The organism is Cupriavidus sp. GW821-FHT02F09, from assembly GCF_059421605.1.
On the sequence record NZ_JBWKVH010000030.1, the window covers coordinates 1 to 15,911 of the forward strand.

General features: G+C 65.6%; 13 protein-coding genes and 1 riboswitch. Of the genes, 7 read left to right on the forward strand and 6 right to left on the reverse strand.

The genetic code is table 11. The features are described from left to right. Positions 1–234 precede the first annotated feature (234 nt). From AC07XB_RS26800 to AC07XB_RS26810, 3 genes are all read right to left on the reverse strand, one after another. Positions 235–1,806 (reverse strand): benzoate-CoA ligase family protein, encoded by a 1,572-nt coding sequence (locus AC07XB_RS26800; protein WP_492828958.1) that lies wholly within the window; start codon positions 1,804–1,806, stop codon positions 235–237. 103 nt (positions 1,807–1,909) lie between these two features. Then, on the reverse strand, positions 1,910–3,454 hold the full coding sequence (locus AC07XB_RS26805; protein ID WP_492376635.1) for a 3,4-dehydroadipyl-CoA semialdehyde dehydrogenase: 1,545 nt from the start codon (positions 3,452–3,454) through the stop codon (positions 1,910–1,912). A 10-nt stretch (positions 3,455–3,464) separates the two neighbouring features. Continuing rightward, positions 3,465–3,929, reverse strand: coding sequence for a DUF4863 family protein (locus tag AC07XB_RS26810; protein ID WP_492828956.1), 465 nt, complete (start codon positions 3,927–3,929; stop codon positions 3,465–3,467). Between the two features lie 89 nt (positions 3,930–4,018). On the opposite strand from AC07XB_RS26810, the gene AC07XB_RS26815 reads away from it, so the two are divergent. The 4 genes from AC07XB_RS26815 to boxA all read left to right on the forward strand — a co-directional run bounded on the left by AC07XB_RS26815 (position 4,019) and on the right by boxA (position 9,688). Next, positions 4,019–4,993 (forward strand): helix-turn-helix transcriptional regulator, encoded by a 975-nt coding sequence (locus AC07XB_RS26815; protein WP_492376637.1) that lies wholly within the window; start codon positions 4,019–4,021, stop codon positions 4,991–4,993. A gap of 117 nt (positions 4,994–5,110) precedes the next feature. Further along, a complete protein-coding gene (gene boxC / locus AC07XB_RS26820) occupies positions 5,111–6,769 on the forward strand; it encodes a 2,3-epoxybenzoyl-CoA dihydrolase (RefSeq protein WP_492828954.1) in 1,659 nt (552 codons plus the stop codon). A gap of 92 nt (positions 6,770–6,861) precedes the next feature. Then, positions 6,862–8,289: a benzoyl-CoA 2,3-epoxidase subunit BoxB gene (gene boxB, locus AC07XB_RS26825; RefSeq protein WP_174424313.1), complete on the forward strand. Its 1,428-nt coding sequence runs from the start codon at positions 6,862–6,864 to the stop codon at positions 8,287–8,289. Positions 8,290–8,407: 118 nt separating this feature from the next. Continuing rightward, complete coding sequence (gene boxA / locus AC07XB_RS26830; protein WP_492828952.1) at positions 8,408–9,688, forward strand: benzoyl-CoA 2,3-epoxidase subunit BoxA; 1,281 nt, start codon at positions 8,408–8,410, stop codon at positions 9,686–9,688. Positions 9,689–9,740: 52 nt separating this feature from the next. Here the strand turns inward: boxA and AC07XB_RS26835 are convergent, their stop codons facing one another. Both AC07XB_RS26835 and AC07XB_RS26840 read right to left on the reverse strand, forming a co-directional pair. Continuing rightward, on the reverse strand, positions 9,741–10,253 hold the full coding sequence (locus AC07XB_RS26835) for a 6,7-dimethyl-8-ribityllumazine synthase (RefSeq protein ID WP_416051634.1): 513 nt from the start codon (positions 10,251–10,253) through the stop codon (positions 9,741–9,743). 87 nt (positions 10,254–10,340) lie between these two features. Continuing rightward, a riboswitch (FMN riboswitch) is annotated at positions 10,341–10,504 on the reverse strand. 108 nt (positions 10,505–10,612) lie between these two features. Then, positions 10,613–11,701 (reverse strand): MBL fold metallo-hydrolase, encoded by a 1,089-nt coding sequence (locus AC07XB_RS26840; RefSeq protein WP_492828950.1) that lies wholly within the window; start codon positions 11,699–11,701, stop codon positions 10,613–10,615. Between the two features lie 173 nt (positions 11,702–11,874). Between AC07XB_RS26840 and AC07XB_RS26845 the strand changes: the two genes are divergently transcribed. From AC07XB_RS26845 to AC07XB_RS26855, 3 genes are all read left to right on the forward strand, one after another. Then, positions 11,875–12,486 carry a TetR/AcrR family transcriptional regulator gene (locus AC07XB_RS26845; RefSeq protein ID WP_492372616.1) on the forward strand — a complete coding sequence of 204 codons (612 nt, stop codon included), beginning with the start codon at positions 11,875–11,877 and terminating at the stop codon, positions 12,484–12,486. 253 nt (positions 12,487–12,739) lie between these two features. Continuing rightward, the gene (locus tag AC07XB_RS26850; RefSeq protein WP_492372604.1) at positions 12,740–14,335 is read left to right on the forward strand and encodes an MFS transporter; all 1,596 of its coding nucleotides are present in this window, start codon (positions 12,740–12,742) and stop codon (positions 14,333–14,335) included. A gap of 69 nt (positions 14,336–14,404) precedes the next feature. Continuing rightward, complete coding sequence (locus AC07XB_RS26855; RefSeq protein WP_492372605.1) at positions 14,405–14,869, forward strand: MarR family winged helix-turn-helix transcriptional regulator; 465 nt, start codon at positions 14,405–14,407, stop codon at positions 14,867–14,869. 53 nt (positions 14,870–14,922) lie between these two features. Here AC07XB_RS26855 and AC07XB_RS26860 read toward each other — a convergent pair whose 3' ends face one another. Next, positions 14,923–15,816 carry a DMT family transporter gene (locus AC07XB_RS26860; RefSeq protein ID WP_492828948.1) on the reverse strand — a complete coding sequence of 298 codons (894 nt, stop codon included), beginning with the start codon at positions 15,814–15,816 and terminating at the stop codon, positions 14,923–14,925. Positions 15,817–15,911: the final 95 nt, after the last annotated feature.

A 15,911-nucleotide genomic window follows, 5' to 3' on the forward strand; every position in this document is an offset into this window, starting at 1 on the left:
TTTCCGCTCTTTTCGCCGAATCCCGAGGCGCCCCATACGGCCTAGGTGAACCTTGACGGCTCGCTTCGCATCGCGCTTGGGTGTTTCCCGCCCCTTCGGGCGGGAAACACGGCTACCACAGTTGGTTGATCTTGCCGCTGGTTGGCTCCCCTCTCCCACTTGTGGGAGAGGGGCCGGGGGAGAGGGCGGGCGCTTGTTATGCCGTTGGGCGCTGGCGTGCTCCCACATTGTTTCTCACGCCGGCGCGCCTTCCATCTCGCGCAGCCTGAAGCGCTGGATCTTCCCCGTGGCCGTCTTCGGCAGCGCGTCCATGAATTCGATGATGCGCGGGTATTTGTATGGCGCCAGCCGTTCCTTGACGAAGGCTTTCAGCTCCGTCTCGCTGACCTGCGCGCCGGGTTTGAGTACCACGAAGGCCTTGGTCTTGGTGAGGCCCGCGTCGTCGGGCACGCCAATCACCGCGGCTTCGAGCACCGCGGGGTGCTGGGCCAGCGTGGCTTCCACCTCGAACGGGGAGACATAGATGCCGCTGACCTTGAGCATGTCGTCGCTGCGCCCGGCGTAGCTGTAGCTGCCGTCGGCGTTGCGCGCGTATTTGTCGCCGCTCTTGGTCCAGCCGCCGCGAAAGGTCTCGCGTGATTTTTCCCGGTTGCCCCAGTACATCAGCGCTGCGCTCGGGCCCTGGATATAGAGGTCGCCCACATCGCCGTCGGGCACGGCGTGGCCGTCTTCGTCGCGCAGTTCCACCGCATAGCCCGGCACCGGCCAGCCCGTGGTGCCGTAGCGAACCTGCCCGGGGCGGTTGGACAGGAAGATATGCAACATCTCGGTCGAGCCGATGCCGTCGATGATTTCGCAACCGAAATGCGCGGTGAAACGTTCGCCCAGGTCGGCGGGCAAGGCCTCGCCGGCGGAGGAGCACAGGCGCAGCGAGACCTGCTCGCGCGTGGGCAGCCCGGGCGCGGCGAGCATGCCCGCGTAGCCGGTCGGCGCGCCGAAGAACACGGTCGGCTGATAGTCCAGCCAGCGCCTGAACGTGGCCTCGGGGGTTGGCCGCTCGGCCATCAGCACCACGGTGGCGCCCACGCTCAGCGGGAAGGTCAGGGCATTGCCGAGCCCATAGGCAAAGTAGAGCTTGGCGGCCGAGAAGCAGATGTCGGCCTCGCCCAGTGACAGCACGGGCTTGGCATAGAGCTCCGCAGTCCAGTACGGGTTGCCCTGGCTGTGCAGCACGCCCTTGGGGCGTCCGGTGGAGCCTGACGAATAGAGCCAGAAGCCGGGATCGTCGGGGCCGGTGCTGGCCGGCGCGGCTAGCGGCGCGTTGCGCTCGATCCACGCTTCGAGGGCGATCATGCCATCGGGCAGCGGACCGGCGGGCCGCGAGACGATCACGGTCCCGGCTTCGTGGCCGCCCTGGGCCATGGCCTGCTGCAGCACGGGCAGCAGCGCGCCCGATACCAGCACGGCCTGCGCGCGGCTGTGCTGCAGCATATAGGCGTAGTCGTCGGCGGTGAGCAGCGTGTTGACCGCCACCGGCACGATGCCGGCATACATCGCGCCGAGGAAGCACACCGGCCAGTCGTTGCCATCGTGCATCAGCAGCAGCACGCGTTCTTCCCGGTGGATGCCGCTGGCCAGCAGCGCGGCGGCAACACGGCGGATGCGCTCGGCCAGTTCGCCGTAGCGCGTCGTGCCGTGGTCGTCGATGTAGGCGGTCTTGCCGGGGCGCTGCGCGTTGCACGCGATCAGGTGCTGGGCGAAGTTGAACGGCGTGCCGGGTGGCTGGACTTGTGGTTCGGCTGTCATGCTTGTCTCCCCCTATCGACGGATCGATGGATCGATGTTTTGGTGGGTCTGCCGTGGCGGTGCTGGTGCTGGTGGTGCTGGTGGTGGCGGTGCCGGTGGTGCATTAAAGCTGTGCCAGCACGCTGGTGCTTGCCTGCACGGCACTGCGCCGGTGATAGAAATTCAGCGCGCGCAAGCCGCCCAGTTCTTCGCCACCGCCTGCGCGGCCCGGGCCGCCGTGCAGCGATTGCGGCATGACGTTGCCGTGGCCGGTATGCAGCTGGGCAACTTCGGGTGAGATCACGTGGACGCGGCCATGGCTGTCGGCCAGTTCCACGGCGGCTTGGGCCAGCGCATCGGCATCGCTGCCGTAGAGCGATGCCACCAGCGAGCCCTGGCCCCGGCGCACGAGCGCCAGTGCGTGGGCGCTATCGCGGTAGGGCACCAGCGTGGCCACGGGGCCGAACACCTCGGTGTCGTGCACGCGATCGGCAGCGTCCGCATCGCGCGTACCCAGCAGCGTGGGCCCGACGCAGCAGGCCACGGCCGGATCGGCATCGACCAGCGCGTGCGTCGCGCCGTCGTGCAGCACCTCGGCCTGGGCTTGCAAGTAACCCAGCCCTTCGCGCACCGATGCGAGTTGCGCCCGGCTGACCAGCGCGCCCATGCGCACCGCTTCATGGCGGGGATTGCCCACGGTGACCCTGGCCAGCCGCGCGCCGATGGCATCGGCGGCAGCGCCATACAGCGTCTCGGGCACGAAGATGCGGCGGATGGCCGTGCATTTTTGCCCGGACTTGACCGTCATCTCCCGCGCGGCTTCCCTGGCCAGCAGGTCGAACGCTTCGCTGCCGGCGGCTTCGCCGGGCAGCAGCAGGGCCGAGTTGACGCTGTCGGCCTCGATATTGACGCGCACCGAGCGCTGCGTCACCGCCGCATGCGAGCGGATCAGCGCGGCGGTTTGGGCCGAGCCGGTGAAGGAGACCACATCGAACGGCTGCAGCTGGTCCAGCAATCCGGCCGCGCTGCCGCATACCACCGACAGCGCGCCGGGCGGCAACACGCCAGCGTCCACCACGTCCCTGACCATGCGCTGGGTCAGCCAGGCGGTGGCTGTCGCGGGCTTCACGATCACGGGCACACCCGCCAGCAGTGCCGGTGCGGCCTTTTCCCACAAGCCCCAGCTCGGGAAGTTGAAGGCGTTGATTAATAGCGCCACGCCGCGCGTGGGCACCAGCACGTGCTGCGACTGGAACAGCGGGTCCTTGCCGAGCCGCGCGGCATCGCCGTCGATCAGGTAGCGCCGCTCTCCTAGCGCGTCGCCGAGCTTGGCATAGGTGCCAAGCGTGAAGATCCCGCCATCGATATCCACGGCGGAATCGTTGCGCACGGTGCCGCTGTTGGCGGTTGCGATCTCGTCATAGGCATCGCGGTTGGCCTGCAGGATCTTGACGACGGCGGCCAGCATGGCGGCGCGCTCGCGGTAGGTCATGGCGCGCAAGGCGGCGCCGCCTTGCTCGCGCGCAAAGGCGAAGCCGGCGGCAAGGTCGAGCCCGGTGGCATCCACGCGCACCAGCGCATCGCCCAGTACAGGGTCGGACAGCGTCGCGCCGGCACCGGAGCCGGCTTGCCAGCGGCCGCCAAGATAGTTGGAAAGCAGTTCGGTCATGAAGGCAATCTCAGCGGGTGAAGTCGATGCGGCCGTCGGGCAGCAGGTAAAGGACGAGCGCGCGGCCGTGGCTGACGGTGGGCCGGTGTGCGCTGCCCGGCGGGCAGACCAGCCAGCCAGCGGGGCGGCCGTCGAACTCGGCGGCGGCGTCGATCGGCACGATCAGGTCGATCTCGCCATTGGGGTGCGTGTGATGCGGCCCGGCGATGTCTTGCATGTCGACCACGTCGACGGAGAACCCGTGCAGGTCGTCGGCCGGCTTGAAGATGCGGCCATAGCGGATGCCGCCGCCCTCGCGGTTGCACAGCCAGCCCTCGGCCACGCCAGCCTGGCAGGCCGCCTTGAGTTCGCTGTAAGTGGCGCTGCCTGCGCCATGCTCGGCATTCAGCCAGGTATCCAGGGCGGCATCGAGTGGGCGGCCAGCAATGCGGGCCGTGAGCCGCGCGATCTGCTCGCGCAATTCGGTGGGGGACATGGAAGGGGCTCCGTTAGGCTCAGCCGGGTTGCATACCCGCGCTTCATGCATTATTGTGCATGTGTGAAACATAGAGCCATCACGAAATCATGTCAAGCACTATATTGCATGTTCCCGGGTTAACGCGGGAGACTGCCGGCGAGCAGGACGGCGATGCCGCGCCAGGCAACGGTAGCGCCGCGGAAGCCGGCGGGGTGGAGAAAAACGCCTTTCTCGCCGCATTGGGCGAGCGCGTGCGTGAGCTCCGCTCGCGCCGGGGGCTGACCCGCAAGGCCACGGCGCTGGCCGCCGGGGTTTCGGAGCGGCACCTGGCCAACCTGGAGTACGGCAGTGGCAATGCTTCCATCCTGGTGCTGCTGCAGATCGCCTCGGCGCTGCACTGCTCGCTGGCCGAATTGCTTGGCGATGTGTCCACCTCATCGCCGGAATGGCTGCTGATCCGGGAACTGCTGGAACACCGCGACGAAGGCACGCTGCGCCGCGTGCGCATTGCGGTCGGCGAGATGCTCGGCACCGGCGGCGGCAACGCCGCGCGCAGTCCGCGCGTGGCGCTGATCGGGCTGCGCGGCGCCGGCAAGTCCACGCTGGGCGGCATGCTGGCCGAGGACCTGGGCTTTCCCTTTGTGGAACTCAGCCGCGAGATCGAGAAGTTCGCCGGCTGCAGCATCTCCGAAATCCAGGGACTGTATGGCATGAACGCCTACCGCCGCTATGAGCGGCGCGCGCTGGAGGAAGCCATCCAGATCTATCCCGAAGCGGTGATCGCCACGCCTGGCGGCCTTGTGTCCGACCCTGCCACCTTCAACCTGTTGCTGGCCCATTGCACCACGGTGTGGCTGCAGGCTAGCCCGGAAGATCACATGAACCGCGTGCGCGCCCAGGGCGACTTCCGCCCGATGGCCGCCAGCAAGGAGGCCATGGAAGACCTGCGCCATATCCTGGCTGGCCGCGCGGCCTTCTATTCCAAGGCGGAGTTCAGCGTCGACACCAGCGCCGAGCCGCTGGAGCCCACCTTCCTGGCGCTGCGCGAGCGCGTGCGCTACGCATTGCAACTGCCGCTCTGACTCCTTGATCGGTAGATGCACAATATTGCTTGACTGAGTTTTGGTGCATGAACTATAGTTCTTCAACCAAAACCCAATCCATGCACTATTGTGCTTGATCGCTGAGGAGACACAGCCATGACTACCGCCCCCCGCGTCGAATACCAGACTGATCCGTCCCAGTACAAGCACCTCAAGCTAACCTTCGACGGCCCCATAGCGACGCTGGCGGTAGACATCGATGAGAACGCTGGCCTGCGTCCTGGCTACAAGCTCAAGCTCAACAGCTACGACCTCGGCGTGGACATCGAGCTCAACGATGCGGTCAACCGCATCCGCTTCGAGCATCCGGAGGTGCGTACCGTGGTGGTCACCAGCGGCAAGGACAAGGTGTTCTGCTCCGGCGCCAATATCTTCATGCTGGGCGTCTCCAGCCATTCCTGGAAAGTGAACTTCTGCAAGTTCACCAACGAGACGCGCAACGGGCTGGAGGATTCGTCGAAGCACAGCGGCCTGAAGTTCCTCGCCGCGGTCAATGGCGCCTGCGCCGGCGGCGGCTACGAGCTGGCGCTGGCCTGCGACGAGATCATCCTGGTCGACGACCGTTCCTCCGCCGTGAGCCTGCCCGAAGTGCCGCTGCTGGGTGTGCTGCCCGGCACCGGCGGCCTGACCCGCGTGACCGACAAGCGCCACGTGCGCCACGACCTTGCGGATATCTTCTGCACCACCACCGAAGGCGTGCGTGGCCAGCGCGCTAAGGACTGGCGCCTGGTGGACGACATCGCCAAGCCCGCCGTCTTTGCGCAAAAAGTGCAGGAGCGCGCTCAGGCCCTGGCCGCGCAGAGCGACCGCCCGGCCAACGCCAGCGGCGTGGCGCTGACCCCGCTCGCGCGCACGCTGGAGGCCGACGCACTGCGCTACACCTACGTCACCGTGGAGATCGACCGCGCGGGCCGCAAGGCTACCTTTACCGTGAAGGGCCCATCCGCCACGCAGCCGACGAGCGTCGCCGCCATCGCCGAGGCCGGCGCCGCCTGGTACCCGCTGCAACTGGCGCGCGAACTCGAAGACGCCATCTTGTCGATGCGCACCAACGAACTGGATATCGGCACCTGGCTGATCAAGTCCGAAGGCGACGCCGCCAACGTGCTGGCCATGGACGCCACGTTGCTCGCCAACCAGGATCACTGGCTGGTGCGCGAAACCATCGGCCTGCTGCGCCGCACGTTCTCCCGCCTGGATCTGTCCTCGCGCAGCCTGTTCGCGCTGATCGAGCCGGGCTCGTGCTTTGCCGGCACCTTCCTGGAGCTGGCGCTGGCGTGCGACCGCAGCTACCACCTGGCGCTGCCGGACGACGAGGCGCGCGCGCCCAGGATCACCGTGGCCGAGACCAATTTCGGGCTGTACCCGATGGTGACGGGTCAGAGCCGCCTGGGACGGCGCTTTTACGACGAGCAGCCGGCGCTGGACGCGGTGCGCGCCAAGGCCGGCCAGCCCCTGGACGCCGACGCCGCATTCGCGGTGGGCCTGGTGACCGCCAACCCCGACGACATCGACTGGACCGATGAAGTGCGCATCGCGCTGGAAGAGCGCGCGGCCATGTCGCCGGATGCGCTCACCGGCATGGAGGCCAACCTGCGCTTCAACGGCCAGGAAAACATGTTCACCCGCATCTTCGGGCGGCTCACCGCCTGGCAGAACTGGATCTTCCAGCGCCCCAACGCGGTGGGCGAGAAGGGCGCGCTCAAGGTCTACGGCAAGGGCGACAAGGCCGCGTTCGACTGGAACCGCGTCTGACCTGACACCGCCGATATCGTTGATATCGCACCCGAACCCGAACCCGAACCCGAACACGCCGCATCCAACGCATAGCCAGCCCGGAGACCATGATGTCCAGCATCAACTACAGCGACAAGATCCCCAATAACGTCAACCTCAGCGAAGACCGCACGCTGCAGCGCGCGCTCGAGCAATGGCAGCCCAATTACCTGAGCTGGTGGAACGACATGGGCCCGGATGGCTCGCAGGACTTCGACATCTACCTGCGCACCGCCATCAGCGTCGACCCGCAAGGCTGGGCGCACTTTGGCCACGTGAAGATGCCGGACTATCGCTGGGGCATTTTCCTGAACCCCGCCGAGGCCAACCGCAAGATCCACTTTGGCGACCACAAGGGTGAAGACGCCTGGCAGGACGTGCCCGGCGAATACCGCGCCAACCTGCGCCGCATCATCGTCACGCAGGGCGATACCGAGCCCGCATCGGTGGAGCAGCAGCGCCACCTCGGCCTGACCGCGCCGAGCATGTACGACCTGCGCAACCTGTTCCAGGTCAACGTGGAAGAAGGCCGCCACCTGTGGGCCATGGTTTACCTGCTGCACAAGTACTTCGGCCGCGACGGCCGCGAAGAAGGCGAAGCGCTGCTGGAGCGCCGCAGCGGCCAGCAAGACAACCCACGCATCCTACAGGCGTTCAACGAGCAGACGCCGGACTGGCTGTCGTTCTTCATGTTCACCTATTTCACCGACCGCGACGGCAAGTTCCAGTTGTGCGCGCTGGCCGAAAGCTCGTTCGATCCGCTCGCCCGCACCACCAAGTTCATGCTGACCGAGGAAGCGCATCACATGTTCGTCGGCGAGAGCGGCGTCTCGCGTGTGATCCAGCGCACCTGCCAGGTGATGAACGAGCTCAAGACCGACGACCCGGCCCGCTTGCGCGCCGCCGGCGTGATCGACCTGCCGACCATCCAGCGCTACCTGAACTTCCACTACAGCGTGACCATCGACCTGTTCGGCGCGGATGAGTCGAGCAACGCCGCGACCTTCTACAGCACCGGCCTGAAGGGCCGCTACGAAGAAGGCAAGCGCGCCGACGACCACGTGCTCAAGGGCCAGACCTACAAGGTCCTGCAGGCCAGCGGCGGCCAGCTGATCGAAAAGGAAGTGCCGATGCTCAACGCGCTCAACGAAGTGCTGCGAGACGACTACATCAAGGACAGCGTGGCCGGCGTGGAGCGCTGGAACCGCGTGATCGACAAGGCTGGCATCCCTTTGCGCCTGAAGGTCCCGCATAAAGCCTTCCACCGCAATATCGGCGCGCTCTCCGGCGTGAAGATCTCGCCGGATGGCCGGGTGATTTCGGACGCGGAATGGAAAGCCAATGTCGACCAGTGGCTGCCTAGCGAGACTGACCGCGCCTATGTGGCCAGCCTGATGGGCCGCGTGGTCGAGCCCGGCAAGTTTGCCGGCTGGATCGCGCCGCCGGTAATGGGCATCAACCGCCAGCCGGTGGATTTCGAGTACGTGCGCTTCAACTGAGCGTCGCGAGTCGAAAGCCAGAAATCGAAAGGCAAGAATCGCAAGAAGGCGGGGGCCCGGTGGGCTCCCGCGGCAAAAGGCCCCGGCCACAGGGGTCGCATCACCCCCGGAGTTCGCCATGGACATGTCCGACATCCAGGTCATCAGGCAGCACCTGATCGACCCCGAGATCTGCATCCGCTGCAATACCTGCGAGGCCACCTGCCCGGTCGCGGCCATCACCCACGATGCGCGCAACTATGTGGTCGACGCGGACAAGTGCAACGGCTGCATGGCCTGCATCTCGCCATGCCCGACCGGCTCGATCGACAACTGGCGCACCATGCCGCGCGCCAAGGCCTACGGCATCGTGGAGCAGTTTGGCTGGGACACGTTGCCTGACGAGCTTTCCTCCGAGCAGCTTGCCGCGCAAGGCGTGGCGGCGGATGCCGAGCCGCTTCTCGAATCCGCCCCGGCGTCATCGCTAGCGGCCGTCACCGACGAAGACGGTTTCAACAGCGCCCAGTACGGCGCCACCGTGCCGCCGTGGTCGGCCGCGCACGCCTATACCAACCTCTACGGCGCCAAGGCCGCCGCCCGCTCCGTCACGGCCACCGTGGTTGGCAATGCGCGCGTCACCGAGGTCGGGCGCGACTACGATACGCACCATATCGTGCTGGACTTCGGCACCGCGCCGTTTCCGGTGCTGGAAGGCCAATCGATCGGCATCGTGCCGCCGGGCGTGGATGCCAGCGGCCGCCAGCACCATGCGCGCCAGTATTCGCTGGCCAGCCCACGCAATGGCGAGCGGCCGGGCTACAACAATATCTCGCTCACCATCAAGCGCGTGCTGGAAGACCACCAAGGCAACCCCGTGCGCGGCGTGGCATCGAACTATATGTGCGACCTGCAGGTGGGCGACAAGGTGGAAGTGATCGGGCCATTTGGCGCGAGCTTCCTGATGCCCAACCATCCGCGCTCCCATATCGTGATGATCTGCACGGGCACCGGCAGCGCGCCGATGCGCGCGATGACGGAATGGCGCCGGCGGCTGCGCAAGTCCGGCAAGTTCGAGGGCGGCAAGCTGATGCTGTTCTTCGGCGCGCGCACGCAGGAGGAGCTGCCTTACTTCGGCCCGCTGCAGAGCCTGCCCAAGGACTTCATCGATATCAACTTCGCGTTCTCGCGCACCCCGGGGCAGCCCAAGCGCTATGTGCAGGACGTGATGCGCGAGCGCGCGGCCGACCTGGGGCCGCTGCTGGCGGACCCGAACACCTGCTTTTACGTCTGCGGGCTCAAGAGCATGGAGGAGGGCGTGGTGCTGGCCTTGCGGGACGTGGCGCAGCAGGCGGGTTTGTCGTGGGACACGGTGGGCGCCGCGCTCAAGAAGGACGGGCGGCTGCACCTGGAGACGTACTGATTCTCTGAAGATGCGCGCCGCGCCCCCGAGCCCTGGCGCGGGCCCGATCCGGTCACGCCGCCAGCTTGCTCAGGCTTTCCACGGTCTTGATGCAGGCCTGCGCCGCCTCGCGGCCCTTCACGACGAAGTGCTCGCTGAAGAATTTGCGGTGGTCTTCGTGATCGTGGAAGCTTTTCGGCGTCAGCACGGCGGAGAGCACGGGCACCTGCGTATCGAGTTGCACGCGCATCAGGCCGCTGATGACGGCGTCCGCGACAAACTCGTGGCGGTAGATGCCGCCATCGACGACAAAGCCCGACGCTACGATCGCCGCATAGCGCCCGGTGTCCGCCAGCTTGCGTGCATGCAGCGGGATCTCGAACGCGCCAGGCACTTCAATCACGTCCACTGCCTCGCGCGCTACGCCGCGCGCGGCCATTTCAGCGAGGAAGGCGTCGCGGGCCTGGTGAACAATATCCGCATGCCATTGCGCGTGGATAAACGCAAAGCGCCAGGCCGGATTGACGGGTGCGGTGTCCTGGAGGTCGCGGTGGTCGCGCTGGACAGGAGAAACTAACTGATTCATGGCCTTCTTCAGAAGAGTGGGTTACCAGAATCAGGGCGCACGAGTTTAGTCCCCCGGCGCCGGGAGACGGGGCGGGGAACAGAAACATCGCGCTCTCTTTCATCCGGACTATGACCGTCGGCTTCGGAGTTGCACCGAATCTGCTGACCCCGGCTCTCGGAGACTTCGAGGAGAACCGGGCGCTCGCGGGCTTATGCGAAAAAATCGCCATCACCGCCGGTGGGGACTTTCACCCCGCCCTGAGAACGCTGATGCAGGCGCGAAGCCTGCAACGCAGCCATGATACACCGTGATGCGATTGTGAGTTTGGCGTGGCCCAGGCCTGCCGTTTGGCCGTCATGCGCCCGACATTGCTTTTCTCAGGGCTGTTCGTTGAGAATGCGCGGGCTTGCGGCAGGCATCGATTTGCGGTTGCGGCGCGTCTTCACGTCCAGCCACCAGCGATCCGCGTTGTGCGCTTGCAGGATGCTGACGGCCTCGCCCATGCGCGGCGTGCTGACTGAAACGCCGCGCGCGGCGGCCAGCGCGATGATGCGGTCGAAGGGCTCGTGCCAGGCGTGCATGGCCAGGTCGAAGGTGCCGTTGTGAATCGGCAGCAGGCAATTGCCATTCAGGTCGATATGCGCCTGCAGGGTCTGCTCAGGCTGCATGTGCACGGCGGGCCAGTTCACGTCGTAGGCGCCGGTTTCCATCAGTGTGAGATCAAATGGGCCATAGCGCTCGCCGATACGCTTGAAGCCGTCGAAGTAGCCCGTGTCGCCACTGAAGAACACACGCAGATCGGTGTGCAGAATCACCCAAGACGCCCACAGCGTACGGTTGCCGTCAAACGGCGTTCGCCCGGAAAAATGCTGCGCCGGTGTCGCGACAAAACGCACGCCCTCCACCTCGGTGGTTTGCCACCAGTCGAGCTGCCTCACCTTGCCTGCGGGGATCCCCCAGTCGATCAGGCGATCCCCCACGCCGAGCGGCGTCAGGAAGTGCTCGGTCTTGTCCGCCAGTGCCATGATGGCCGCATGGTCCAGGTGATCGTAGTGATCGTGCGAGAGGATCACGGCCTTGATGGGCGGCAAGGCGTCGATGCCGATCGGCGGTTGATGGAACCGCTGCGGGCCAGCCCACTGCACCGGCGAAGCGCGCTCGCTAAAGACCGGATCCGTGATCCAGAAAGCGTTGCGTAGTTTCAGCAGCACGGTGGAATGCCCAAGCCGAAACACCGTGTTGTCCGGCGCGGCGAGCAGGTCAGCCTGCGTCAGCGTTTGCACCGGAACCGGGCCGGCGGGCTGGGTGTCCGCGGGCTTGTCGAAGAGAAAGCGCCAGGCGATGCCCAGCGTCTTGAGCAAGCCGCCCTTGGGCGGCCCGGCCAGGGCGCGAGCCTGGCTCGCGCGCGATTCCGGCGACTGGGTGTAGCTCTGGCGGCTGACGGGGCGGGGCGAATGATTGGTCATGATGGCAATCAGGATCCAAAGTGGGGAGGGGGCAGGGCAAGCGGCGGGGGCCGATCCATCCAGCTTCGATTTGCAAAAACTGTACTGCACAGTGTAGTTTCCATTTTATGGAAAGTAAACTTGTCAGTGTAAAATAACCGCTTTCCCCAACGCCAAGGCCCCCCAGGAACGCTATGCCCCCAGCCCAACGCCTGACGGATCGCAAACGCGAAGCCATCATTCAGGCCGCCATCGCCGAGTTCCGCGACAACGGCTTCGAAGTCACCAGCATGGACAAGGTCGCCGCCCGGGCAGCGGTTTCCAAGCGCACGGTGTACAACCACTTCGCCAGCAAGGACGAACTGTTTGCCGAGATACTTTCCCAGCTATGGGAGAGCAGCCAGGGCGAACTTGACATGGCTTACGCGAGCGACCAGCCGGTGGATGCGCAGTTGCGCGAGCTGGTGCGCCTGAAAATGAACATGCTTAACAACGCCAGTTTCATGGACCTGGCACGCGTTGCCATCGCCGAGACCATCCACTCGCCAGAGCGGGCGAGGGAAATGGTCGCCAGGCTGGGCGAGCGGGAAGAGGGCATTCATGTCTGGATACGCGCGGCCCAGGCCGACGGCAAGCTGAAAGCGGCGGATCCCGCCTTTGCCGCTTGTCAGCTGCAGGCGCTGATCAAGGCGTTTGCCTTCTGGCCGCAGATCACCATGGGACAGCCCCCGCTGGATGCGGCGATGCAGCGGCAGGTGGTGGATTCGGCGGTTGCGATGTTTCTTGCGCGGTATGGGGTGGTTTAGGCTTGAAGGTTTTTGCCCGTCCATGCCACTGATGGCGCGGCGCAGATTCCGGTTGCACCTGTAGTTCGGCTTCCCACTCGGTTTCGGATCCGGCGAAGCAGCGGGCCCAAGGTTTAGTCGTCACCAAGCCGGACAACTGTATCTGCCGGCAGCAGACTTGATTTTCATCGATCGCAATCTCTCAATCTCTATCACCGGGCCGCTAACCCTGTCCTATAATGCTTGACTACACAATCATTGATGGAACAATAAAATGATTTCGCAGCCTCACGAGGCGCATAGCAGCGGGCAGGTGCTGCCATTCCGCGAGTCCTTGCTGGCCATGCTGGGTATCGCGTTCGTGGTGATGTTGGTGGCACTTGACCAGACCGTGGTCGGCACCGCGCTGCCGACCGTGGTGGCGGAGCTGCAGGGGTTTGAGTACTACGCTTGGGTGGCGACGGCCTATCTGCTGATGTCGGTGATCACGGTGCCGATCTTCGGGCGGCTGGGCGATTACTACGGGCGAAAGCCCTTCGTGATGGTGTCCATCGTCGTGTTCACGCTGGCTTCCGCGCTGTGCGGCATGGCAACGAGCATGCCGTTCCTGGTGCTTGCGCGCGGCCTGCAGGGCATTGGCGGTGGCATGTTGGTGGGCACTGCGTTTGCTTGTATCCCTGACCTGTTCCCCGATTCGCATGTGCGCTTGCGCTGGCAGGTGATGATGAGCGCGGCGTTCGGCATTGCCAACGCGGTGGGGCCGTCGCTTGGCGGCGTGCTGACCGAGGCCTATGGCTGGCGCTCGGTGTTCTATGTGAACTTGCCGGTGGGCTTGCTGGGGTTGTGGTTTGCCTGGCGCTACCTGCCGCACTTGCGCCAGCAGACCAATACCGGCGCGATCAAGGTGGATTGGCTCGGCGCGGCGCTGATCGGCGTGGGGCTGGGCGGCTTGCAGTTGTGCGTGGAGCTGATGCCCGAGCGTGGGTTCGGGCTGGTCACCGGCGGCTTGCTGGTGATGTCGGTGTGTGCCTTGGTTGGGTTATGGCAATGGGAGCGCCGCACGCCGAACCCGATCCTGCCGCTGGAGATGTTCCGCAATCCCGGGCTGGCGCCATTGTTCCTGCTGGCCGTGTTCGTCGGCTTCGCGATGTTCTCGTTGCTGCTGTACGCGCCGCTGCTGTTCCAGGGGGGCTTTGGCTATTCGCCGAAGGAGGCGGGCGTGCTGGTGACCCCGCTGGTGGTGTGCATCACGGTGGGCAGCATCATCAATGGGCGCATCATCACCCGCATCCGCCAGCCTAACAATATGCTGTATGCGGGATTCGGCATGCTGGCGCTGGCTTGTCTCGGGCTGTCCCAGGCGACGCGCGGGATGTCGCACCATTTGTTGCTGGGCATGATGCTGCTATGTGGCTTCGGGCTCGGCTTCATCATGCCCAACCTGACGGTGTTCGCGCAGCAGACCGCGGGCCGCGAGCATCTGGGCATTGCCACGGCGATGCTGCAGTCGCTGCGCATGGTCGGCGGCATGATCGGTACCGCCGTGGTGGGCACATTGGTCACGCGCAGTTACCTCAGTGGCGTGCACGACGCGCTGCAGAGCGCTGGTGCCGGGCAGTGGCAGGCGCGCATGGCGGATCCGCAGATCCTGATCGACCGTGCGGCGCAGGCAAGCCTGCTGTCGCAGCTGGAGGCGGCCGGGCACAATGGCGCCCTGTTGCTGGAGCAGGCCCGGCTGTCGCTGGTTGGCGCCATCCATATGGGGCTGGCGCTGGCCGCGGTGATTGCGGTGCTGGGCCTGTGGCGTTCGCGGCGGGTGCCGCCGATCAAGCTGGAGCGTGCCGTCAAGCCGGTCATGGCAACGGAGTAGGGCGCGGGGCTAGCCGATAATGTAGGGAGGTTGCCCGTCGCGTGACGGTGCCCCAAGCAGGAGATTGGAGTGGAATTGGAGCGTCAAAGCCTGGCTGTGCTACAGCAGTTCGGGCGAACTTACCGGGCCTATGCCGCGGCTTTCGAGCAGCGCATCGGCCATCCCTTGCCGCGTTGGCGCATTCTGTCCGCGCTGTACGCCCATGCTGGGCCCATTGCGCAAAAGCCCCTTGCCGACCGCGTCGGCATGGACCCGGGCGCGCTCACGCGCCAGCTCAAGGCGCTGCAGGAGCTCGGCTGGGTAGAGCGCAACACCAGCGAGCGCGACAACCGCGTGACCAATGTCACGCTGTCGGCGCTCGGCCATGGCGTTGTGGAGCAGGCATTGCCGCTGCGCTCGGCATTTCTGCAGGACGTGCTGGAAAACGTCTCCGAGACCACCATGCGCGATCTGTCCAAGGGCCTGGAAGAGCTTGAGGGTGGCATTGCCGAAGCGGTGCTGCGCACACAGCAGGACAAGGCGGACGCCGTGTGAGCGCGGCATCCACGACGACCTTGGTCCAACCGTCCTGACTACCCCAACCGATGCTACGGCCGAGCCGGTTGCAGCCTCAACGGCGCCGTCCATACCTCGGCCAGCAGCACGCCCAACACCGTGAGCACCCCGCCGACCGCGTGATATGGCGCGAGCGATTCGCCAAGCAAGCCCGCCGCAATCAGCGCGGTGAGCAGGGGGATCAGGTTGAAGAACATGCTCGCACGGCTCGGCCCGATGCGGGCGACGGCGTGCATCCACACCAGCGGTGCAACCATCGACGCCATGAGCCCGGCGAATCCGACCAGAGGGAGATTGGCGGCCGAGAGGCCCATCTTTGGCGTGAGCAGGTATAGCGGCAGCAACGCGATGACGGCGGCGACGATCTGCAGGTAAAGCATTTGCAGCGCCGGCACGTCCTTCATCTTCCAGCGCTTGAGCAAGATCACATAGACCGCGTAGGCCAGCATGGCCAGCAGCATCAGTGCGTCCCCGAGGTTGGCGCCGCTGGTCAGCAGGCTGGCCAGGTCTCCGGAAGATACGACCACCAGCACGCCGGTAATCGACAGCACGGACCCCGCCACGGCGCCGGCGGTCAGGCCCTGCCCCAGTAGCAAGATCGACAATGCCAGCACCATCATCGGCGTGAGCGAGCCGATGATGCCCATGTGCGTGGCGGTGGTCAGGTAGGCGGCATAGTAGGCCAGGCACTGATAGGCCACCATGCCGAGCAGGCCCAGCACGGCGATCCGCCCCAATCCGGGCCGGATCGCGGCCCAGTTGCGCACCACGGGGCGCAGTGCCAGCGGCGTGAAGAGCATGGCTGCCAGCAACCAGCGGTAGAAGCTGATCTCGGCTGGCGCGATGGTGCCGGCGGCCATTTTGCTGACGACGGTGTTGCCCGACCAGATCACGACGGCCAGGAGCGGAAAGGCGTATTGCCACATGAGCGCTTTCTCTGATGTGTATGGAACGCTATCATGAGCGCGTCTGTGTTGATTTATATAGCTCAATTTGGACATATCGACCGGAATTCCGGACT